This is a genomic window from Desulfuromonas acetexigens, from assembly GCF_900111775.1.
Taxonomy (GTDB): domain Bacteria; phylum Desulfobacterota; class Desulfuromonadia; order Desulfuromonadales; family Trichloromonadaceae; genus Trichloromonas; species Trichloromonas acetexigens.
In genome coordinates, this window is record NZ_FOJJ01000012.1 from 240,460 (window position 1) to 261,317 (window position 20,858).

Below are 20,858 nucleotides of genomic sequence, written 5' to 3' on the forward strand. Positions count from 1 at the left end.
ACCGGCGAATTAACCTTTGTGTTATCCTCGATGAAAATTGTCGCCGCCCGCGAGCGGCGAGGGGGAACGATGGGCGGTTTTCATCATGGGCAAATTGCGGGGGTCTGGTTCGACCTGGACGGCACCTTGCTTGAAGTGGAAATGCGCCGCTTCATTCCGGCCTACACCCGAGGGCTGGCCGGCGCTTTCGCCGATCTGACCGAGCCGGAGAGTTTTGCCGAACTGCTCCTGGCCGCGACTCTGGAATTGTTGCGCCGCGAGGACGGAGCGTGCAGCAATGAGACTTTTTTTCTGGAGCGGGTGACGGCGCCCCTGGGCATCGACGGGGAGGATTTCAAGGCGCGGCTGGCGGCCTACTGCGATGCGGAGCTTGCCGCCCTGGCGCCGCTGGTGCGTCCCCATCCCCTGGCCCGGGCGGCTTTGGAGCACTGCCGCCGGGCCGGACTGCGGGTGGTGCTGGCGACCAATCCGGTCTTTCCCCGGGCCGTCATCGAAGCGCGCATGGCCTGGGGCGGGTTCGCCGACTATCCCTTCGAACTGGTGACCACCTACGAAAACAGCCGTTACTGCAAGCCCCATCGCGGATATTTCACCGATATCCTCGACCATATGGGGCTGGAGCCGGCCCGCTGTCTGATGATCGGCAACGACACCGAGCATGACCTGGCGGCCCGATCGGCCGGAGTCCCGACCTTTCTCGCGGAAACCTGGCTGATCGACCGGGGCGCGGGCGCCTTCAACGCCGATTATCGGGGGGATCTGGCGGAGTTGTGCCGGGTGGTGGATCGCCTGAGTGGTAGCGGGGATCATTGACAGTCTCGGCTTTTTTGGCTAATCTGCTGGTGTTTCGAAGAGTTGCGTGACAGTCGACGGTATTTCAATTTTAGTTTTACGGTTGGGAGGAATTCATGGCGAGGCTTGTGGACAATCCGGAGTTGGCTTTCCGCCTGGCGCGGGCGATCGTGTCGGACATCGCCCTCTACAACCAGGACAAGGTCCGCGAAGGCATCATGAAAGATAATATCTTCGAGCTGCTCGGCGAGGAGATCGAAGAGGGGCGTGAGCACTTCCGCAGCCGGATCGTTCCCGACCTGGAAAATCCCGACCATCTTTTCGACCGGGCCATCGTCGATGTCATGATCAAGCAGGCCGGCAAGATCGAAAGCCCCATCTGGTAGATGGAGTCCACTCGCCAACTGCTCTTTCCTTTCGGGCGCTCGACCGAGCGCCTCGATCGTTTCCTGGCGGAACAGTTGCCGGAACTGTCCCGCTCCCAGTTGAAAATACTCATCGACGACGGCCGGGTTCGACTCGACGGTCAGCAGGTCAAAGCCAGCCTCCGCCTTAAGGGGGGAGAGTCGGTGACGGTCGAAATTCCGCCGCCGGAACCTACCACCGCCCGGCCCCAGGATCTTCCCCTGACGATTCTTTATGAGGATTCGCGCCTGATCGTGGTTGACAAACCGGCCGGTCTGGTGGTACATCCGGCCGCCGGCCATCGCGAGGGGACGCTGGTCAACGCTCTACTTCACCACTGCCGTGACCTGGCGGGGATCGGCGGGGAGTTGCGGCCGGGGATCGTCCACCGCCTCGACAAAGACACCTCGGGGGTGATGGTGGCGACCAAGGACGATGCCGCTCACCAGCATCTGGCCGCCCAGTTCAAAGTCCACTCCATTACCCGCCGTTATCTGGCCCTGATCCACGGACTGCCGACCGCCGCGGCCGGAACCATCGACCTGCCCATTGGTCGGCACCCGGTGCAGCGTAAAAAGATGAGCACACAAAGCCGCGCCGGGCGACGAGCTGTCACCCACTGGCGGGTGTTGCGCCGCTATGCCGCCGACGGTCTGGCGCTGGTGGAACTGACCCTGGAAACGGGGCGCACCCACCAGATTCGCGTGCATCTTTCCGAGTCGCGCATGCCGGTGGTCGGCGATCCGGTCTACGGCGGCAGCCAGCGGGGCAAAGCCCTCGCCGATCCCGAGCTGCGCGCCATGGTCCGGGCCTTGGGGCGCCAGGCCCTGCATGCCCGCCTACTCGGTTTCATCCACCCGGAAAGCGGCGCCTACCTGGAGTTTCAAAGTCCGCTCCCCGCGGAACTCGCCGACCTCGTAGCCTATCTCGACAACAAATATCGCCTCCCCGCCGACCCGGCGCAGCAGGCGCTTTCTTCCGGAGAATCCCCCTCACCATGAAACTCGTCAAGCAGGGAAAACTTCATTATCTGCAACCCACTTGGGGGGAGACCGCCGGGATCCGTGCCGGTTTCACCACCCGCAACGGCGGCGTCAGCCGCGCCCCCTACAACTCGCTCAATCTCGGCTTCAATACCGATGACCCCCGTTACAATGTGGAAGGCAATCGTTCGACCCTGGCTCGCGCGTTCGACCTGCAGCCCCATCAACTGCTGACGGTACAGCAGGTGCACGGCACCGACGTGCTGGTGGTCGATCAGCCCAATCCCGATCTTTCCCACTTTTTACAGGTGGAATGCGACGCGGTGATCACCAACCAGCCGGGCATGATGATCGGTGTCTTGGTGGCCGACTGTTTTCCGGTCCTCCTCCATGATCCGCTCAAGCAGGCCGCCGGCGTCGTTCATGTCGGCTGGCGGGGGGCTGCCGCCGGGATTCTCGGCAAGGCGGTGAAGGCCATGGCCGCCAGTTTCGGCTGTCGGGCGGCGGATCTTGTGGCCGCTGTCGGTCCCGGTATCGGCGCGCATAAATACGAGGTCGACCGCCAGGTCCGCGAGGCCTTCCGGGCCGGCGCCGGTCATTGGGAAGCGATTGCCGCGGAGGTTGATCTGGGCAAATGGCATCTCGACTTGCGCCGCGCCTGCCAGTTGCAACTGGCCGAGGCGGGCGTGCCGGAAGACGCCGTCGACGTGGCCGAGGAATGCACCTGCTGCCATCGCGAAATGCTCTTCTCCTATCGCCGCGATGCCGGAAAAACCGGCCGCCAGATGGGCTTTGTTCTCCTCGGTTGATCCCCCTCCCTCCTGATTCGATTTCCGCCGACGCCGCGCGCGTCGGCGGATTCAGTATTTCCCCCACAGAAAAATCCCTGTTTTCCCTTATTGTGCAATCGGGTCGATCTGCATTAGATTAAAACCGCATGCGGCCGGTTTGTGACCGCTCTTATTCACCGCGAGCAGACAGAGGTTCTCCTTGCCCGAGCAGAAGCCATCGGCGCGATCTTTCGCGGCCGGCAAGTTCAGCCCGCCCGTGCTCGACCCGCAACGCCATCTCCCCCGTACCCGGGTGATCGAAATATTGCGTCAGGCCGAGGCGCGCGGTCGACGAATCTTTCTGATCCGGGGCCAGGCCGGGCGGGGCAAGACCACCCTGGCGCGGGAATTTCTCCAGGAATGCGACGCCCCCTTCCTCTGGTACCAGATGGGGGAGGAGGACCGCGATCCGGTCTTTTTCTGTGCCGCGCTACTTGAGGGCTTGCGGCGGCCGCTGGCACGGTTTCGCACCCCGCTTCTGGAGGCCATGCTCGACAAAGGGGAATTGGCCACGGGGGATGCCGAGCGGGCCGCCGAACTGCTCGCCACCGAACTCTCCGCTTTTCTTTCCGGACCCTTCTTCCTCGTGTTCGACGACCTGCATCTGATCGACGGGTCCCCCGCCAGCCTCGCCTTTTTTTCCTCTCTGTTGCAGTTCCTGCCCGTTGACGTCCGGGTGCTGGGTCTTTCCCGCTGGGCTCTGCCGCTATCCCTGGAAAAAAAATGTCTACTGATCCTCGATAACGAGACGCTGGCCCTGAACCGGCAAGAGACGGTCGCGCTCTATGATCGGCTCTTCGACCTGGCGCCGACGGGGGAGACGCTCGATCTGGCGGTGCGCCGTAGCGAAGGCTGGATCATGGGGCTGGTGCTGATCGGCCGAGCCCTCGCCCGCTTCGGCGAGGATGCCGTGTGCAGCCGCTTGCACGGCATGGAAAGTCTGGGGCAAGAGCAGGTTGAGGAGTTCTTCGGCGAGGAGGTTCTCGACGGGCTCGACGAGGAAATGCGGCACGGCCTGTTGCGGCTTGCCCTTTTCGACGATTTGCCCTTGCCGCTCATCGCCCGGGTCAGCGAGGACGAACGCGTGCCGGAGTTGCTCGCCGAACTCTCCCGGCATAATCTCTTCGTCCGTGCCGATGAGGAGGGGTGTACCTACGGCTTCCATCACCTTTTCCGCGACAGTCTGCGCAACCTGGGGCTACGGGAGCTTTCCGAGGAGGAGCGGCGGCGGGCGCTGGCGCGGGGTGGGCGCTGGTACCTGGAGGACGGTCGGATCGAGGAAGCCCTGGCCTGTCTGGCCGAAGCCCGGGATTATCCCGCTTGCGAGGCGCTGCTTAAGGATTTCGGCATGGCCTTGCTGGGAAGCAACCGCCTGAAAACCCTGGAAACGGCCCTGGGAACCCTTCCTGAACCGGTTATGGACGAGTACGCCGTCCTTGCCTTCTATTACGGCATGAGCCTGATGGATAGCTGTCCCGAACGCGCCCACGCCCTGCTGGAACAGGCCCGTGGCCGGTTCGCCGAGACCGGGATGGCGCGGGGAGAGCTGCTGGCCTCGGCGCAGCTGATCCTCTTTCACCTCTTCATCGACGGTCGCTTCAATCTCGCCGCGCCGCTTCTGGGTCGCGCCGAAAGGCTTCTGGCCGGACTCGAATCGACCCTCCCTCCGATCATGCTCATCCAGGTCAATCATGCCTTGGCGGCGGGACACTATTTTATTTATGGCGACGGCGAAGCCGTGCCGCGTTACGCCGGTCATGCCTGGGAACTGGCGAAACAGCACGATTACGACAATCTGCTGGCCGGAATCACCATCATTCAAGGCTACCACTACGCGGTGCGGGGGCACTGGGAGAGCTTTCGCGCCAAGGCGGAAGAAGCCCAGGAACTGCTCGCCAATCCCCGGGTGAGCCCCTTGCATCGCTTGTACCTGCGGCTGATGCAGCTCAACCTCTTGAGCTTGCAAGGGGATCTCGTCAACTATCACCGGCAGCGCGCCGTCATCGAGGAGATCTTCAGCCGCGACCTGCTGGTCAAGACCACCTTGGGTCCGCTTTTCTGGGTGCTCGACATCGACGTCGCTCTTGCCGAGGGGCGTCTTGACGAGGCCGCGACCTTTGTCCGAATGGGCCTCGATTCGGGCTACGCCGCCGGCAACCCCCATCTGCGCGGCATGTATCGCCAGTACCAGGCCTTTCTTCTGGCGCTGGCGGACCGCCGCCCAGAAGCGCTGGCGGCGGTGGACGAGGCGCTGGCCCTGCGGAACGAGGCCGGGGGGCGCCTCTTTACGGCGATCAATCGCATGATTCTCGGCGCCGCCTGTGTCCGGCTCGGTGAGCCGGAGCGGGCCGAGCGCTTGCTGGAAGAGGCCATTCGCCTTTGCGAAGATCTCGACGAACACTTTACCCGAATCGGCGCCCTAGCCTTTCGTGGGCTGCTGCGCCTTTCCCTGGGACGGACTGAGGAGGCCGGCGCCGACATCCGCGGTGCCATGGTCGGACTCAAGAACAATCATCTCCGCCATTTTTACCTGGCCACGCCGACCCTGCTGCAGGAATTCCTGGCCGCCGCCGGCCGTCTCGGCATCGAGGTCGAGACCGCCCGTGCCATCGCCGCCCGTCAGCTCGACCTGGCCCTGCTCGACAAGGGGCGGATCTTGCCCCGATTGCATATTCGGACGCTCGGGCCGCTGGTGATGAGCCTCGATCGGCGTATGGAGTTGCGGGAGGGGGTCTGGAGCCCGGCGCAACGGGCCTTCTGGGCGCTGCTTCTGTCGGAAAAGGAGCGGTCGCTGCCGCAGGAACGGATGCAGCTGGGACTCTGGCCGGAGAGCCCGGCGGACAAATCCCGGGCCAGCTTCGACACCCTGCTCTCCCGGGCGCGGCGGGTGCTCGATGCCGCCTGCCATCCCCTCTCCGCCAAAAACTACCTGGAACTCAAGCGCGGTGTTCTGGCCCTGATCAACTGCCATGCCGAGGACGAGGATTTTTCCGCGGAGATCGTCAGCGGCCTGCGGCTGGCCCGGCAGGGGCGTCCCTGGCAGGCGGGAAACCGCCTCTATCGGGGTTTGCGCCTCTGGCGGGGAGGCTACCTGAGCCAGGTCGAGGTTGAGGATGAGCAGCTTCTGGCGCGCCGTTCCGAACTGGAACGCCTCTACCTGCAGGGGGTGCTGGCCTGGGGCGGGCTTCTGGTCACGGCCGGGCGCGACGACGAGGCCCTCGATCTTTACAACGAAGCCCTGCGCGTCGATCCCACCCAGCATGACCTGGTCAAGGCTCTCTATGAACTGCACAGCCGGGGTAATGCACCGACAGCGGCCCGGCGCATGTTGGAGCAGTACCGTAAAGCCCTCGCTCGGGCCGACTACGAGCCGGATGAAATCGATGCCATCGTCGAATCCCTGTGGGTTCCGCAGCCGGAAAAGCGCGGAAATTTCTGAAAAAGCAGGAATTCCCCCATCTGTAAGAAATTTGTCAGATCGCGGCGGTAGGATAAGGACAATAAATGACTAAAATACTCATTCGGAGACGCGGCGATGGAGAAGCACTGTCCCTATGTGGAGCGTTGCGGGTTTTTTGACAAATACGGCCATCGGTCGAGCCGCACCTGGAAAAATCTGGTGGCACTCTACTGTCAGGGTGGGCTCTGTCACTGCTGTACCCTCTACCGTCGTTACGCTACTGGCCGTCTATCCCTGGAGGATGACCTGCTGCCTACCGGCGAGCCGGTTCCTCTCCCCTTTCATGCCTTGCCCTGAGGGGGAATGATGTCGGTTCGACAGTCTAATATGCCGGGAAGCCATCTATGAGCACAGGGATTCTCTACGTTGACGATCATGAGATTTTTCATGAATGTATGCGCCAGATGTTCACTCAGCGCAACGACATGCAGATTCTCGCCATCGCTAGCAACGGCCAGACGGCGGTGCGCCTCGCCACCGAGCTGCGCCCCGATGTCGTGGTCATGGATGTACGCCTGCCCGGACTCAACGGCATCGAAGCGACGCGAAAAATCCTCTCGACCCAGCCTCGCGCCCGGATCATCGGCCTCTCCGGCTATACCGACCGGCAGACCGTGCTCGCCATGATCAAGGCCGGCGCTCGCGGCTACGTGGTCAAGGATGCCGCCTTTAACGAGCTGATCCAGGCGATTCAGGCGGTCGCCTCGGGGAAAATGTACCTCAGTCCCGGCATCACCTCGGTCATGCTCGAGGAATTGATCGCCCCGGCCCACGCCGATGGCGCCGCCGCCGGACTGCTGCTGAGCCGGCGGGAGGAAGAAGTGCTGCGGTTGGCGGTGGATGGCTTCTCATCCAAGGACATCGCTGACCATCTTGGGCTCAGCCCGAAAACGATCGAAACCCATCGGTCGCGGATCATGAAAAAGCTGGGACTGAAATCCTTCGCCGATCTGGTCAAATACGCGGTGCGCGAGGGATTGACCAGCGCTTGAGTGAAAAATCAGGGAATTCCCCACAGAAAAATACACAACTCACCGGATTGCATTGTAGAGGCGGAATATTTTAAAGTTGTGATGTCCGGAATACAGCGGTAAGGCCAGGGAGTTTCCGCCTCCCTTCCCCAGCGCCACCGCATGATCCGGAATTAAATCGGCTTTCGGGCCGTTATGGCGTTATCTGCAGGAGGGGATGGCGCGCGACGCAAGGCAACTTACGTCGCGCGCCATTTTTTTGTGCGCGATTACCCGCGCCGTTTCCCTGGCTGGGTGTTTTCCATCAGCTGGATTATTTTTTCCAGAAGGAGGGGAAGAGGAGCACCAATACGGTGAAGAGTTCCAGGCGGCCGAGGAGCATGCAGCAGGTCAGGACGCCTTTGCCGAAGTCCGGAACGTGGGCGAAGTTATCCACCGGGCCGACCGAGCCGAGCCCCGGGCCGATGTTGCTCAGGGTGGCGATGACGGAAGTCGTCGCCGATACCAGATCCATGCCGGTGGCGGTCATGAGCAGCGAGGCGGCGACAAAAATGCCCATATAGAGGGCGAAAAAGCCGAGGATCGATTGCATGACGTCGCGGTCCACCGGCGTTTCCCCGAGCTTGACCAGGCGCACCGCCTTGGGATGGATGAGTTTGAACAGCTGGTTGCGCACATGCTTGAAGAGTAGCAGGATGCGTGCGACCTTCATGCCGCCGCCGGTGGAGCCGGCGCAGCCGCCGACGAACATGAGCAGCACCAATAGAAACTGGGCGGGTAACGCCCAAAGTTCAAAGTCGGCGGTGCCGAAGCCGGTGGTGGTCAAAATCGACGTGACCTGAAAAGCGCTGTAGCGAAAGTTCTCCGTCACCGAAGTATAGACCGTTCCCTGGTTGAAATAGACCAGAGCGGCGACGGCACCGAGGGTGATGGCGAGATAGAGGCGGAACTCCTCGTTGCGGAAAAACTCCCGGGGGCGGCCGCGCAGGGCATGATAGTGGAGGGAGAAGTTGATCCCGGCGAGGAACATGAAGAGGGTGATCACCCCGTCGATATAGGCACTGTCATAGGCTGCCACCGAGGCATTGCGGGTGGAAAAGCCTCCGGTTGCGAGAGTGGCGAAGGCGTGACAGAGGGCTTCGTAGAAGGTCATCCCGCCGAGCATGAGCAACAGGGTTTCAACGGCGGTGAGTAGGAGATAAACTCCCCAGAGGAGCTTGGCCGTATCCTGGATGCGTGGTTTGAGGCGGTCGGCGGTGGGGCCGGGAACCTCGGCCTTGAAGAGCTGCATGCCGCCGACGCCGAGCATAGGCAGGATCGCCAGGGAGAGGACGATGATCCCCATCCCCCCGAGCCAGTGGGTGAGGGCCCGCCAGAAGAGGATGCTTTCGGGCAGCCCTTCGATCACCCTGAGAATGGTCGAGCCGGTGGTAGTGAAGCCGCTCATCGTCTCGAAGACGGCATCCAAAGGCGCCGGAATGGCGCCACTCAGGATAAAGGGAAGGGCGCCGAAGAGGGCGTAGAAGAGCCAACCGAAGGTGACGATGGCGAAGCCTTCCCGTACCGAGAATTCCATGCCGCCCCGGCAGCCCTTGAAGAGAAGCAGGCCGACCGTCAGTGAAATCCCCGAGGAGAGGAGAAAGGCGCCGGCGGCGCCGTCGGCGAAATAGAGGGAAAAAGGGATCGGCGTCAACAAGGCGCCACCGAGGAAAATGAGCAGGGCGCCGAGGATGCGCAGTGTGGCGGGGGCGTTCATCTACTCGAAAAACCTTTCGATTTTGCCCAGAGCAGCGGGCAGGGCGAAGACCACGACCCGATCCCCCGCCTGCAGATGGCAGTCCCCGGTGGGGATGGTGTACGTTTCCCCGTGCATCACCGCGCCGATGATCGCTCCGGCCGGGAAGTGCAGTTTGCGCAGGGGGATGCCGATCTTTTCGCTGTCCGGCTTGATGAGGATTTCCATGACCTCGGCGTTGCTCCCCTCGATGGCCGCCAGGGAAATGACGCCGCCGCGCCGCACGTATTTGAGGATTGCACCGGCGGCGGCCTGACGGGGGGAGACGCAGGCGTCGATGCCGAGGGAGGGGGCGAGATTGAGCAATTCCGGCTTGTTGACCAGAGCCAGACTGCGGCGGGCACCGTGCTGCTTGGCCAGTAGCGAGCAGAGGATGTTGCTTTCGTCGTTATCGGTGACGGCGATGAAGATCTCCGCGCCGTCCACCCCCTCGTCGAGCAGGGTGCGGATGTCGGTGCCGTCGGTGTTGATGACCAGGGTGCGATTGAGCTTGGCGCTCAGGCGCTCGCAGCGTTTTTCATCCTGATCGATGAGGCGCACTGCAAAACCCATGGTTTCCAACTCCAGGGCCACGTGCAGGCCGATATTGCCGCCGCCGAGAATGAACGCCCGGGCGGCGCCGCGTTTCTTCCCCTGTTGCTGTTGCAGCAGATATTGAATGGCCGGCAGATCTTTACGGTGGGCGACGATGAAGATGCTGTCGCCAGCCAGAATGACATCGTCCCCCCGAGGGATGATGGTCTGCCCGGCACGACTGATGGCGGTGATGACAAAGCGGTAGATGCCGCGAATCTCCCCCAGTTCCCGTAGGGAAAGGTCGCGCAGGGGGCTGTCCTCGTTGATCCGGTAGCCGAGAAACTGGATCTGCCCTTCAGCAAATTCGGCCACGTCGAAGGCACCGGCGCGGCAGGCGATCTGCACAATCTCCTCGGCGACGGCGTCGTCGGGATTGATGAGCAGGTCGATGCCGAGCTTCTCTTTGGAAAGGACCGCCCCCTGCCCGGTGTATTCGATGCTTTTGACCCGGGCGACACGGGTCGGCACCTGGTATTCCCGGGCGAGCAGGCAAGCGAGGATGTTGACCTCGTCGAGATCGGTGACGGCGATGAAGATATCCGCGTCTTTGATTCCCGCCTGCTCCAAAATCTCGGCGCTGGCGCCGTTGCCGTGGATGCCGAGGACATTAAGCCGGTCCGCCGCCTTGCCCAGGTGTTCCGGACTGCGGTCGATAAGGGTGACTTCGTGTCCTTCGAGGGAGAGGCGTTCACAAAGGAAGTAGCCGACCTGGCCGACGCCGACGATGAGAATTTTCATGGGACTGCACGTTTCCTGGTGGAAGATGGCTCTCTGAAGAGCGACTCAAAACGCCTGATAAATCGCACAAAACGCAAAAATGCGCAAGCCTTGTAACGCCTGTCCAGACAGACATTGTTCGGGGGGGCGCCTTCAGCTACAATGCGCCGATTCTTTTGCCGAGGAGAGTGAAGATGGAACCGTTTCTGGAGGTAACCGAAGAAGATGAACGCCGCGAGCGGGAAAAGGCCCGGGAGTTGCGCCAAAGCCGCTGGTGGAAAAACCGCATTGCCACCGGCATCTGTTATTACTGTGGGATGAAGGTGGCGCCGAAAGAGCTGACCCTCGACCATCTCGTCCCCGTCTCCCGGGGGGGTAAAAGCACTAAGACCAATTGCGTGCCGGCTTGTAAAAGCTGCAACAACAAGAAAAAGAACCTGTTGCCCATGGAATGGGAAGACTATCTCGCCGGACTGGGGCGGGAAGATCGTGCGTAGCCACAGTTGCTGGAAGTTTCGGTTTTAGCGGGCGGAGTCGCCTGGTTTTTGCGCTACCAGCATGATTTTGTTGCTGGAATCGAAGAGGCCCGAGCGGTTTAGTTCGACGACCTTCAACCCGAGTCGTTCGATCAGATCTGTCAGCTGTTGCACCGTGAAGATCTGTTTGTGCCGGAAAGGTTTGGGGGAGTAGAGGGAGTTGAGAAAGAGCGGATTGGCGCCGTTGCTGAGGCGGTAGGACCACTCGCTGATGCGGTAGTAGAAGGAATCCCGCGAGGGAGTGTCGAGAAAAAGGAGGCCGCCCGGTTTCATGACCTGAATGGCGTCACGCAGGGTCTCCACGGGAAAGTTGAGGTGTTCCAGGGTGTCCCAGAGGGTCACGACCGCGAAGTGCCCCGCGTGGCGCTCCTGCCAGAAGGGGTGTTCAATCGTTTCAGCGCGCAGTTGCAGGCGGTATTTCTCCTCCGCGAACTGACGGAAAATCAGCTGCGGTTCAATACCGAAGGACGTCGCACCCGCTTCTTGCAGCAAGTGGCCGAAGAGCCCGACCCCGGCGCCGATATCGAGGCATTCCGTTTCGTTCAGGGGGAGATGACGGGCGACCAGGGCCAAGCGCTGCTCAAGCAGGCGGCGATTTTTTTTGAGCTGTTTTTCGATGAAATTCCAGGCGACGACGTCGAGGGTGCGGACTTCCGCCTCCGGTCGCTCGGTGGGCATGACATCGAGTTGGTTGATGAAATGAAAGTCGCAGGCCGCGCAGACCTGGATGGTGGTGGTCTTGAGCCGGTAGCGCGGGGCGGCGGCCGCCGCCCCGCAGAGCTTGCAGCGCGAAAAATCGTAAGATTCAGTCGTCATGGGGGCGGTAGTCGGGGTTAAAGGCCAGCCGCACCTGATCCATGCGGCGAGGCTCATAAAGGCTGATATGGGGAGGCAGCCAGCGGCCGTCTTCCTGGGTGCGCCGGGCGCTGATCAGGTAGCCGTTATCCAGCAGGTAGACCTGGTCGTGGTAGGCCTTGCCGGAGGGGGCGGCAGCGAATGTGTCATGGAGCAGGGTCGCCGCACTGCGTTCCCGCAGGCGGTCAATGAAGGCGTCGACCAGCTGTTCCCCTTCTTCGGCCGGACCGAGAAGCTTGAAAAAGACCTGAAAGAGCTCTTCCTGGTAATAGGTGTAAACGGGGGCGGAAATCTCCACCCCGTCGATGTGGGTCAGGTCGCTCGACTTTTTGTAGTAGGCCACCGCCTGGGTCGGCGCGCGATGGGTCAGAGCGGTTTTCCCGGCGGCGCAGGGACCGGCGGTACAGAGCATGTCCCCCTGGGGCGCTTCGCCAAAGGCGAAGGTTGCAAACGGGTCGTTATCGATCCCCGCTTGGGCGAGGCCGGTACTCAGCAGCAGATAGAGCAGCAGCGACGGCAATACTTTCATGGTTCCCTCCTCTGGGATAAGAGTTGTGCTCTCTCCATGGTATGGCATGCAAATTCAACAGGCTTACATTTTAGCCCCTCGGGGCCCGGCTGTAAATGGACAAGTAGCGAATTCCAAAGAGCCGATGGGGACTAGGGGATGGGCAGGGGAATCTCGGTCCGGCTGCCACCAGGATGGTCATGGCGCAGTGTCGGGCCATCCTTCGCGATCACCAGGGTAAAACGGCCTTCGGCGATGTTCAGGGGAACTTCCCCGGTCGATCCGTCGGTACTTATAAGTGATTCTTCGGAAAAATCGGGGAGCAGGGAGTCTTCCGGGTCGGGCTCCACCCGCGAAGGTTCCGCCGCGTCGGCATCCTTCAGGTCGAAGCGGCGGATGCGATCCCAGGCGAGCAGGTCGACGCCCTTCTTCAGGCAGCGGATGCCGAGAACGGGAAAGGCCTCGATCTCATGGGTCCGGGTTTCGACCACCCCGAGGAGCGGGTCGAGGCGTACCACGGTCAGCTGTTGCCGGCTCGTTTCCGTCGGCTGGTGCAGCTGATAGGCCAGATAGTCGGCCCCCAGGCAGTAGAGGCCGTCGTCGCCGGTCACGGGCGCGGGGGCGGTCAGGGCGAGGATGACGACCGTCGTGAAGAGGAAAAAGAGGTGGCGCATGGGGGGACTCCCTGGGGATCAGGCGCGGGCATCGAGCAGGCTGCGCTCGGCGGGGATGATCTCGCGGATCAAGGCCTTATCGGGGCTTTCCGCCCCGACGCCGACGGCGACGGTAGCGAGGGGAATGCCGCCGAGGCTGTCGCCGAGTTCATCCCGGGCGGTGGAAAAGGCCTGCGCCGCCCCCGAATCCTGGCAATGAAAGCGCACGAAGAGCTCCTGCTGCTGATAGAGAAGATCGATCTGCACACAGCCGAGTTTGCGCAGGTCGAGATAGAGTGAGAGGGTGAAGGTTTCGTCCCTGCCTTCCGCACCCCCTTCTTCGGCGGATTCCCGGCGCTGGGCGACGAGATAACCGTTGTCGAGAAAGGGCAGGGGTAAGGGGACGAAGGTGCTGTCGCTCTCGCCGAGGCGCGAGCGACAGAGTTGCCAGAGCTCCAGGTGGCGCAGGCTTTCCTCCTGGCGCTGCTCGACGCGGTCGAGTTCCTGGTAGAGACTTTTGCCCAAGGCCTCAGCGAGTTGCCGGGCCAGGTTCTCGGCCGAGCCTTCGGCGAGGCGCTCCGGTGTGCCGCGCAGCAGATGGAAGAGGGCGCCGAGCAGATCCTTGCCCGTCGGCTTATGCCCGAGCGCCGCCAGGGCCTGATCGAAAGGACCGCTGGGCATCTGGGGGAGCAAGGCCAACTGCTCCGCGATCCTTTCCAGTGAGGCGTCAGTGATTGCCGCGAAGGGGCGCAGGTAGTCGCGCAGCGCTTCGACGAAAGCCTGGGTGGTGGCGGTGATCTCGGCCGGTGGCAGAATCGGGAGGCCCACGGCCGGCGCCGTGCCGGCGGTTGCCGGGGGCAGGCCCGGCGCCGCTGTTGTCGGTGCCGTGGGCGGGCCGGATGCAGCGAAGCGGAAGAGCGGCCGCAGCACCGCCGCCAGATCCGAGGGCTGGCGATCAAGAAAGGCCCCGATCCGCTCCGGCGTGTGCAGGGCTTCGGGCAGTCGGCCGAGGCCTTGGGCGAGGCGGTCGAGCCGGTCGGCAAGGGCCGCGTTTCCCCGCCCTTCGCTGGTCAGGCCGAGTTGCCGGGGAAGATCCCGGAAAAACTTGTCGTCCATCGCCGACGCCGGTTGCAGCAGTTGTTCGGCCAGGCGGGTCAACGCTTGCCCGGCCTCGGGCGCGGCCGGAGCATTCGCCGGCGCGGCCGCCAGCCGGTTCCAGAATTGCTGGGCGGCTTCCCGCAGCACCGGGGCCTCGGCGGGTGGCGCCGCCAGCGCGCGGGCGGCTTCTTCCAGGCGTTGCAAGGGCGCGGCGGTCTGCCCGGCGAAGGGACGCAGATAATCCCCCAGCGCCTGGGTGAATTCCCGGGCCAGGGCCGCGGACCGGGCGGTGTCGAGGAGGGCCGTCGGCGCCGGAGTGGATGTTTGGGGACTGGCGGGCGCTTCCGGCAGGGATTGGGCCAGGCGCAGCAGCGGCTGCAGCACGGCGGCCAGGGCGGGAGCTTGCGGCGCCGGGCGGCCGGCGGCGGTTGGGGCTGCGGCCAACTGTTCCGGCAGGGTGCGCAGGGAAGCGAAGAGCGGTTCCAGGTGCTCGCGCAAGGCCTGACGCAGCTCGGCGCGTCCCTGCTGCAGTTGGCCGAGGGCGTTTTTCAGCGTTTCGCGGGCGGCCTCAGTCTGTCCGGAGCCGAGTTGCGCTTCGTGCAACAGCCCCAGCCGTCGGGGGATCTCCCGCAGGGCCTGGCCGTCGAGTTCGCTCGGCGCCCGGCGGAGCAGGCTGAAGAGGCGGTCGAGGCCGTCGCGGGTCTTCTGGTCGAGGTTCTTACCCCCCGGCTCCCGTCCCTCGATCAGGGCGGGTAGCAGGGCCATGGGGTCGAGTTGCTTGTCGAGCAGGTGCAGGGATTGGCCGAGGCGTTCGAGCAGATTCGGAGGGATGAGGCGGAAGCCGAGTCGGGTATCGTTTTCCACCACCTGCAGGGTGACCGTATCCCCGGTGCGCAAAGGGGTGCCGGTTTCCATCCAAAGCTTGCGCTCACCGAAGTTGAGCAGCGCCTTTTCCTGCCCCCCCTCCTCGACCGTCGCCCGGATCATCTGATGCAGCAGCAGGTCGTGCTGCCGCTCTTCCCGCGAGACCGGGGTGACGGCCGGGACTTCGTGCGGCATCAGGGGGACGGCGGCCGGGGGGATGATTTCCATCGTGAACCTGCCCTGTTCGGGGTTGGGCGACTGATGAGCCGGAGATTGCAGCGGGGAACCTGTCCCTATCATCCCCAAAGTATCACATTAATGCAAGTCCGCCTTGCCGCGGGCGAGCTTTTACCTGGGCCGGACACCCCCATCAATGCTATGCTGCAGGCTCCCTTTTCGTGGAGCCTTCATGCCGGAAACGAATCTTCATCCCTTTCAAAAACTCACCCCCAGCCTGGTCATGGATGCCGTGGAAAGCCTCGGCTTTCGTTGCGACTACCGCACCTTCCCTCTCAACAGCTACGAAAACCGCGTCTATCAGGTCGGCATCGAGGATGATCAGCCGCTGATCGTCAAATTCTACCGGCCCCAGCGCTGGAGCGACGGGCAGATCCGCGAAGAACACCAGTTCTGCTTCGAGCTGGCCGAGCACGAACTGCCGGTGGTCGCCCCCTGGCGCGACGGTGCGAGGGAGAGCCTCTTTCATTTCGCCGATTTTCGGTTTTCCCTCTATCCGCGCAAAGGGGGGCACGCCCCGGAGCTGGACAATCTCGACAACCTGCTCATCCTCGGTCGGCTGCTCGGCCGCATCCATCGCATCGGCGCCCTGCGCCCTTTCACCGAGCGGCCGCGTCTCGACTGCCAAAGCTTTGGTCGCGAGAGCGCGGCGCTCATCGCCGAGCGCTTCATGCCGCCGGAATACCGCGCCAACTACCAGGCTATCACCGCCGACCTGCTCGACGTCGTCGACGCCCTGTTAGTCGAGGTTGACGCCCGCTGCATTCGCACCCACGGCGACTGCCATGTCGGCAATATCCTCTGGCGCGACCAGGCGCCCCACTTCGTCGACTTCGACGATGCGCGCATGGCCCCGGCGGTACAGGATCTGTGGATGATGCTCTCCGGCGATCGCCCCCGGCAGACCGCCCAGCTCGCCGAACTGCTCGAAGGCTACGGCGAATTCAATGACTTCCGTCCCGCCGAGCTGCGTCTGATCGAAGCCCTGCGCAGCCTGAGGATGCTCCATTACAGCGCCTGGCTCGCCCGCCGCTGGGACGACCCCGCCTTTCCCGTCCACTTCCCCTGGTTCAACACCATCCGCTACTGGGGGGAACACATCCTCCACCTCCGCGAACAACTCGCCGCGCTCAACGAACCGCCGCTGCCGATGCCCTGAGCACTAAAAAAGGGGGCGGTCCGTTGTGCTGAACGGCCGCCCCCCTGTTGTTCCTATCCTGCCAGGTTTTCTACAATCTTTTGATTTCCTGATCGATATTGTCCAGGCGTGCTTTGTTCGAGGGATGCGAGCTGAGGAAGCCGCCTTTGGCGGACTGGATGCCTTCGAGGGTTTCGATGGAGCGGCGCATGGCGTAGGGGTCTTTTCCCCAGCGCTTGAGCGCCTTGACCGCGTAGGCGTCGGCTTCGAGTTCGTCCTGCTGGGAAAAATGGGCGCTGATGGCAGTCTGGCCGAGTTTTCCGAGCAGGGAAGAAGAGACGTTGCCGATCACCCCGCCGGCCGAGACCAGCCCTTGAAAAGCGCTGTCGGTGAGGATCTGAGCGCGCATCTGGTTGTAGGAATGCTTCAGCTTGACATGCCCGACTTCGTGGGCGATGACCGCCAGCACTTGATCGTCGGGCATGACGTCCATGAGTCCCGAATAGACCCGAACGGTACCGTCGGCCATGGCGAAGGCGTTGATATCCTTAGCTAAGTAGGCCTTAAAGTTGAGGTTCATGCCGTCGTAGTTGGTGAGGTTGCGGGTCAGGTTGTCGAGCCGTTGGCTATAGGGGCTGTTGGCCGGGGCGACCTGATTCTTGCTGTCCATTTCCTGGGCGGCCAGGGCTGAGGTTTGGCGCACGCTGTTTTCGTCGAGGGTGGTGGCCTGCAGGACGCCGGCGCCGACGGCGAGCATGCTGTCGGCGGCGCAACCGCTCAGGGTCAAGGTCAACAGAAGTAATAGCGGGACGATTCTGAACTTCATGATCGTTCTCCTTGTCGCGTGGAAGTAGACCGGTGACGCTACGGGGCCGCCGGTTTTTGCAGCAGGAAGCTGGCGTAATCCTCCATGATGCGGCTGTCGGCGACGGTGCAGCCGAGCTGGGTGTAACGGCGCTGGATGTCGAACTTGTCTTGCAGGGGGATGCCGGAGAGAAGCAGATAGCCGCCGGGGCGGGTCAGCTCCACCAGCCGGTCGGCCAAAGGCAAGAGGATGTCGGCGTAGATGTTGGCCATGACCAGATCGAAAGGGTGCGTAGCAATGGCGGAAAGCTCGCCGCAGATAGTCAGAACCCGGTCTTCGAGGCCGTTGAGCTGGGCGTTCTCGGCGCAGGAGAGGGCCGCCGGCCATTCCAGGTCGAGGGCCGCGATCGAGGCGGCGCCGAGGCGGGCTGCGGCGAGGGCGAGGATGCCGGTGCCGGTGCCAAGGTCAAAGGCCCGACAGTCTTGGATATCGGGAATGGTCGTCAGCAGCTCCAGACATGAGGCGGTCGTTTCGTGCTCGCCGGAACCGAAGGCTCCCTTGCGACCGAGGATCAGCGGGATGCCGCAAGGGTCGGGGGTGGGAAAGCCGGCGGGGATGATGGTAAATGCGCCCACCGGAAAAGGTTTGAAAATGCGGCCCGACATGCGTCCTCCCTGCTCATGAAAACCGTGAGTTTCTCTTAAAATCACGGCATCATAGCAAAGGCGGCGGCAAAAGGCCAAAACGAAAAGGTGTGGTGGCGGGGGAGGGGAAAATGAAAGCGGCGCGTGTCCACCAGGGGACAACGCGCCGCTTTCTTCTGTTTTATCGGTTCCTCAGCAGCAGGAAGAACCGTACTCGGGAGCGATGACGAAGCCTTTGCCGGACCAGTTATCCACATAGTCGATCATCTGGTCCTCGGTGAAGGGCTCGATACTCTCTTCCATAAAAAGTTCGATGCTGCCGACTTTGGTGCTCTTTTCATTTTCTTTCGGCTCATCCAGAGCCAACCCCAGACGGGGCCCGCCTCAGCCAAAGCCCTGGAAAACGACCCGAACGGCCTTGCCCGGGCTCTTGTTCAACAGTTCTTGCAGCGCCTCGCGGGCGCTCTCGGTAATCTTCATAGCGACCTCCTTGTTGGTCTGTTTGACATAACAATATGCGAATATAAGAATGATGTCAAGAGTCGCGTGCTTTTTGCTTCGGGATAAAGAAAAGCCCGGCTGCGAGTGCAGCCGGGCCGAATGAAACATGGAAAAGGAATCGTTTCTAGAAGCGGTAGCCGAAGCCGAGATAGGCGTAGTAGGCCTTGCCGTCTTCGTCGCCGTAGACATAGGCTTCCTTCGAACGGAAGATGTCGTAAGTCGCCGAGGCCGAAGTGTAGAAGGCGTCGGTGAATTCATAGGTACCACCCAGGGTAAACTGATACTGCTGGTAGGCGAGATCGGAATACTCGTCCACGGTGTTGTTCATTTCCCAGGTGTCGTAGTTGACCGAGCCATAAGGCCCGGGCGCTTCGATGCCAGTATCGGCCAGCGGCGTGGTCAGGTTGTTCTCCGGGAACATCTGGGCGCGTTCGGTGAAATCCCAGTCCCAGCTGCTCTTGGCGCGATTATAGGTGAAGCCGGCATTCATCTTCAGTTTTTCCGTCGCCTGGTAATCCAGGTTGAGGGCGAGGGTGTGGACGTCGGTATTGTATTCAGCAGTGTTGCAGATCGAGCCAAACTGGCCCGACGAGACGTCGTTCGCTCAGCCATGGTACCAGCCGACGCACATCTGGTTCTCCGTCTCCTGCTTGTTGAAGGTGTAGGCCATGGTCAGGTTCATCTTGCCGTTGGGCGCGTACCAGAGGCTGACTCCGGGGACATAGGTGGTCTGCTCGAACTCCACCTCGTCGTTTTCCGCCTGGCGCACCCGGGCGAAGAAGGTTGCCGCTTTGTTGGCGCTGATCGCCCAGGTGGTGGAGAGCTTCGCCTCGTGCACTTCATCGGGAAGGATGGTCGATGTCAGCTGCCGGTTGGGGTAGACGTCGGTCCAGTACCAGGTATTGTCGGGGGTGGCCGCAGGCAGCTGATCGTTAGGCGTATTCATCAGCGCCGTGTTGTAATACCACAAGCCCGAACCAAGGGGATCCTGAATGGCCAGGGGGTCGCCTTGGGCGATGCCGACATGGGCGCCGGGCAGGGGATCGTCGATCTTCTGGAACTGGTAGCTTAGGTTGCCGGAGAGGGCCTTGTTCAGCCGGGTCTTGACCGACGCTTTCAAGGTGTGGGTATCGGTTTCCAGCAGTTCTTCTACGTCCCGATCGACCTCTTCGAACTCGTAGCCGAGGCGTAAGGTGGTCCCCCGGGCCAGGCGATAGACGAGGTCGGCGCCGACTTCCTTGACCTTGCGAGCTTCCGCCGAATGCCAGGCGTCGGTATTGGTTTCCGGCCAGGCGGCTGCCGCATTGGCGGCATCCCGGGCCGGGTAATACATTTCATTGCCGTTGACATCGATGTCATACATGCTACCGCGCAGGGAGAGGCGCAGGTTCTTGCCGAACTTGGTCGCCAGTTTGCCGCCGAAAGACTCGTATTCGCTCTTCAGGGTGCTGCCGTCGAGAAGCAGATATTCCCCTTGCGTCTGGCTCTTCGAGCTTTCGATGTCCGATTTGACGTAGCTGGCGGTCAGGCTCGTGTCCTTGGGCAGGTCGATGCGAGCCTTGAGGGCGTGGCTGTCCTTTTCCGAATCGGGTGTACGGCCGAAGGGGTAGTCACCGTTTTCATACAGCATGTTGTAAGCAGTACCGTTCTGGGCGTCCTCGTAGTAGCGGAAAGGGGTCGAGCCGCTTTCCGAGAAGGTGCGGGTCAGATACTCGTAGTCGACGGTGAGCAGCCCGAACTTGCCGGTGGCGCCGAAGGTGTAGTCTTCGGTGACTTCGTCGATCTTCTTGTCGACGGCGCTGACATGGCAGCTGTCGCACTTGGTCATGCCGATAGCCTGCTCCATGCCTTGACGTTTTTCGATACGCATGCCGGCATGGAAGATGACGTTGGGCAGGGCCGGGATGACCAGGGCCGCTTCGCTCTTGAGTTCACGGCGGGTCACCAGATAGTCGTTGGAGAGTTCCTCGGTGTAGGCCTGGAGGGGATCGTAGCCCACGGGCAAAGTGCCGCCGCCGACACTTGCGCCGGCCGGAAGATTGGAGAAAATCTTGTCTGTAGTGACGCTCGGCTGGGAACCGCCGGTGTCGTCCCGGCCGGTGGCGCCCATTTGGTCGAGGGTTTCGTGGTCCTTCCAGTGTTCCAGCACCTGGTAGTCGAGGCCGAGCCGGAAGATCCGCCCGGCATCCAGTTCCATGTTGAATTGCTGGTCGCGGGGGCCGTTGGCGTCCGCTTCGAGTTCAAAGGCCGAATGCTCGCCCAGATCCCCTTCGACAAAGAGTTTGGGGGCGAAGCTGAGACCGTCTTCGGAGCGGCCTCGGACATATTCGTTGACGCGGGCTGCGTTGTCCTTGGTGTTAATCCCGGTGGCGCCGACCTCCACATGGCCGCCGAAGATTTTTTCTTCGGCGGAAGCCGTGGCGGCGGTCGACATCAAGGCCAGGACGGACAGCAATGCAAGCAGCCAAGATTGGGGTTGCCTCATTTCTT

At 62.3% G+C, this 20,858-nt stretch carries 19 protein-coding genes; 9 read left to right on the top strand and 10 right to left on the bottom strand.

What is annotated here, in order from left to right:
* Positions 1–30 precede the first annotated feature (30 nt).
* The 7 genes from BQ4888_RS07700 (at position 31) to BQ4888_RS07725 (ending at position 7,462) form a co-directional block, all read left to right on the top strand.
* Positions 31–813, top strand: coding sequence for an HAD family hydrolase (locus BQ4888_RS07700; protein ID WP_092055993.1), 783 nt, complete (start codon positions 31–33; stop codon positions 811–813).
* A 95-nt stretch (positions 814–908) separates the two neighbouring features.
* Entirely contained in the window at positions 909–1,178 is a 270-nt protein-coding gene (locus BQ4888_RS07705) for a hypothetical protein (protein WP_092055994.1), read from the top strand.
* Complete coding sequence (locus tag BQ4888_RS07710; protein WP_092055997.1) at positions 1,179–2,198, top strand: RluA family pseudouridine synthase; 1,020 nt, start codon at positions 1,179–1,181, stop codon at positions 2,196–2,198.
* Positions 2,195–2,989 (top strand): peptidoglycan editing factor PgeF, encoded by a 795-nt coding sequence (gene pgeF / locus BQ4888_RS07715; RefSeq protein WP_092055999.1) that lies wholly within the window; start codon positions 2,195–2,197, stop codon positions 2,987–2,989. The genes BQ4888_RS07710 and pgeF overlap by 4 nt, the downstream gene beginning before the upstream one ends.
* Positions 2,990–3,170: 181 nt before the next feature.
* Positions 3,171–6,449 (top strand): winged helix-turn-helix domain-containing protein, encoded by a 3,279-nt coding sequence (locus tag BQ4888_RS07720; RefSeq protein WP_092056002.1) that lies wholly within the window; start codon positions 3,171–3,173, stop codon positions 6,447–6,449.
* Positions 6,450–6,545: 96 nt separating this feature from the next.
* Positions 6,546–6,767 carry a hypothetical protein gene (locus BQ4888_RS17330; protein WP_140396616.1) on the top strand — a complete coding sequence of 74 codons (222 nt, stop codon included), beginning with the start codon at positions 6,546–6,548 and terminating at the stop codon, positions 6,765–6,767.
* A gap of 47 nt (positions 6,768–6,814) precedes the next feature.
* Positions 6,815–7,462 (top strand): response regulator, encoded by a 648-nt coding sequence (locus BQ4888_RS07725; protein WP_092056005.1) that lies wholly within the window; start codon positions 6,815–6,817, stop codon positions 7,460–7,462.
* 292 nt (positions 7,463–7,754) lie between these two features.
* Here the strand turns inward: BQ4888_RS07725 and BQ4888_RS07730 are convergent, their stop codons facing one another.
* Complete coding sequence (locus BQ4888_RS07730) at positions 7,755–9,197, bottom strand: TrkH family potassium uptake protein (RefSeq protein ID WP_092056007.1); 1,443 nt, start codon at positions 9,195–9,197, stop codon at positions 7,755–7,757.
* Positions 9,198–10,550 carry a Trk system potassium transporter TrkA gene (gene trkA, locus BQ4888_RS07735; RefSeq protein ID WP_092056011.1) on the bottom strand — a complete coding sequence of 451 codons (1,353 nt, stop codon included), beginning with the start codon at positions 10,548–10,550 and terminating at the stop codon, positions 9,198–9,200. It lies immediately after the preceding gene.
* A gap of 173 nt (positions 10,551–10,723) precedes the next feature.
* Here trkA and BQ4888_RS07740 point away from each other — a divergent pair, with 173 nt between their 5' ends.
* Positions 10,724–11,026: an HNH endonuclease gene (locus BQ4888_RS07740; protein WP_092056015.1), complete on the top strand. Its 303-nt coding sequence runs from the start codon at positions 10,724–10,726 to the stop codon at positions 11,024–11,026.
* Between the two features lie 24 nt (positions 11,027–11,050).
* Here BQ4888_RS07740 and BQ4888_RS07745 read toward each other — a convergent pair whose 3' ends face one another.
* The 4 genes from BQ4888_RS07745 to BQ4888_RS07760 form a co-directional block, all read right to left on the bottom strand.
* Positions 11,051–11,881, bottom strand: a complete 831-nt coding sequence (locus BQ4888_RS07745; protein WP_170232787.1) for a class I SAM-dependent methyltransferase — start codon at positions 11,879–11,881, stop codon at positions 11,051–11,053.
* Positions 11,871–12,449 carry a hypothetical protein gene (locus BQ4888_RS07750; RefSeq protein ID WP_092056020.1) on the bottom strand — a complete coding sequence of 193 codons (579 nt, stop codon included), beginning with the start codon at positions 12,447–12,449 and terminating at the stop codon, positions 11,871–11,873. Before BQ4888_RS07750 ends, BQ4888_RS07745 begins: the two co-directional genes overlap by 11 nt.
* Before the next feature lie 131 nt (positions 12,450–12,580).
* Entirely contained in the window at positions 12,581–13,102 is a 522-nt protein-coding gene (locus BQ4888_RS07755; RefSeq protein ID WP_092056022.1) for a hypothetical protein, read from the bottom strand.
* Between the two features lie 18 nt (positions 13,103–13,120).
* Positions 13,121–15,271 (bottom strand): hypothetical protein, encoded by a 2,151-nt coding sequence (locus BQ4888_RS07760; protein ID WP_092056025.1) that lies wholly within the window; start codon positions 15,269–15,271, stop codon positions 13,121–13,123.
* A gap of 181 nt (positions 15,272–15,452) precedes the next feature.
* Here BQ4888_RS07760 and BQ4888_RS07765 point away from each other — a divergent pair, with 181 nt between their 5' ends.
* On the top strand, positions 15,453–16,439 hold the full coding sequence (locus BQ4888_RS07765; RefSeq protein ID WP_092056027.1) for a serine/threonine protein kinase: 987 nt from the start codon (positions 15,453–15,455) through the stop codon (positions 16,437–16,439).
* 70 nt (positions 16,440–16,509) lie between these two features.
* Here the strand turns inward: BQ4888_RS07765 and BQ4888_RS07770 are convergent, their stop codons facing one another.
* The 4 genes from BQ4888_RS07770 to BQ4888_RS07785 form a co-directional block, all read right to left on the bottom strand.
* Entirely contained in the window at positions 16,510–17,244 is a 735-nt protein-coding gene (locus tag BQ4888_RS07770) for a M48 family metallopeptidase (protein WP_092056030.1), read from the bottom strand.
* A 38-nt stretch (positions 17,245–17,282) separates the two neighbouring features.
* A complete protein-coding gene (locus BQ4888_RS07775; protein ID WP_092056034.1) occupies positions 17,283–17,888 on the bottom strand; it encodes a 50S ribosomal protein L11 methyltransferase in 606 nt (201 codons plus the stop codon).
* A 171-nt stretch (positions 17,889–18,059) separates the two neighbouring features.
* The gene (locus tag BQ4888_RS17905; protein WP_338084863.1) at positions 18,060–18,347 is read right to left on the bottom strand and encodes a HesB-like (seleno)protein; all 288 of its coding nucleotides are present in this window, start codon (positions 18,345–18,347) and stop codon (positions 18,060–18,062) included.
* 145 nt (positions 18,348–18,492) lie between these two features.
* Entirely contained in the window at positions 18,493–20,853 is a 2,361-nt protein-coding gene (locus BQ4888_RS07785) for a GSU2204 family CXXCH-containing (seleno)protein (RefSeq protein ID WP_254884770.1), read from the bottom strand.
* Positions 20,854–20,858: the final 5 nt, after the last annotated feature.

Excerpts from the sequence above, each read along its gene's own strand:
- BQ4888_RS07700 (WP_092055993.1), top strand. The coding sequence starts at position 31 with ATGAAAATTGTCGCCGCCCGCGAGCGGCGAGGGGGAACGATGGGCGGT.
- BQ4888_RS07705 (WP_092055994.1), top strand. The coding sequence starts at position 909 with ATGGCGAGGCTTGTGGACAATCCGGAGTTGGCTTTCCGCCTGGCGCGG.
- BQ4888_RS07710 (WP_092055997.1), top strand. The coding sequence starts at position 1,179 with ATGGAGTCCACTCGCCAACTGCTCTTTCCTTTCGGGCGCTCGACCGAG.
- pgeF (WP_092055999.1), top strand. The coding sequence starts at position 2,195 with ATGAAACTCGTCAAGCAGGGAAAACTTCATTATCTGCAACCCACTTGG.
- BQ4888_RS17330 (WP_140396616.1), top strand. The coding sequence starts at position 6,546 with ATGGAGAAGCACTGTCCCTATGTGGAGCGTTGCGGGTTTTTTGACAAA.
- BQ4888_RS07725 (WP_092056005.1), top strand. The coding sequence starts at position 6,815 with ATGAGCACAGGGATTCTCTACGTTGACGATCATGAGATTTTTCATGAA.
- BQ4888_RS07730 (WP_092056007.1), bottom strand. The coding sequence starts at position 9,197 with ATGAACGCCCCCGCCACACTGCGCATCCTCGGCGCCCTGCTCATTTTC.
- trkA (WP_092056011.1), bottom strand. The coding sequence starts at position 10,550 with ATGAAAATTCTCATCGTCGGCGTCGGCCAGGTCGGCTACTTCCTTTGT.
- BQ4888_RS07740 (WP_092056015.1), top strand. The coding sequence starts at position 10,724 with ATGGAACCGTTTCTGGAGGTAACCGAAGAAGATGAACGCCGCGAGCGG.
- BQ4888_RS07745 (WP_170232787.1), bottom strand. The coding sequence starts at position 11,881 with ATGACGACTGAATCTTACGATTTTTCGCGCTGCAAGCTCTGCGGGGCG.
- BQ4888_RS07750 (WP_092056020.1), bottom strand. The coding sequence starts at position 12,449 with ATGAAAGTATTGCCGTCGCTGCTGCTCTATCTGCTGCTGAGTACCGGC.
- BQ4888_RS07755 (WP_092056022.1), bottom strand. The coding sequence starts at position 13,102 with ATGCGCCACCTCTTTTTCCTCTTCACGACGGTCGTCATCCTCGCCCTG.
- BQ4888_RS07760 (WP_092056025.1), bottom strand. The coding sequence starts at position 15,271 with ATGGAAATCATCCCCCCGGCCGCCGTCCCCCTGATGCCGCACGAAGTC.
- BQ4888_RS07765 (WP_092056027.1), top strand. The coding sequence starts at position 15,453 with ATGCCGGAAACGAATCTTCATCCCTTTCAAAAACTCACCCCCAGCCTG.
- BQ4888_RS07770 (WP_092056030.1), bottom strand. The coding sequence starts at position 17,244 with ATGAAGTTCAGAATCGTCCCGCTATTACTTCTGTTGACCTTGACCCTG.
- BQ4888_RS07775 (WP_092056034.1), bottom strand. The coding sequence starts at position 17,888 with ATGTCGGGCCGCATTTTCAAACCTTTTCCGGTGGGCGCATTTACCATC.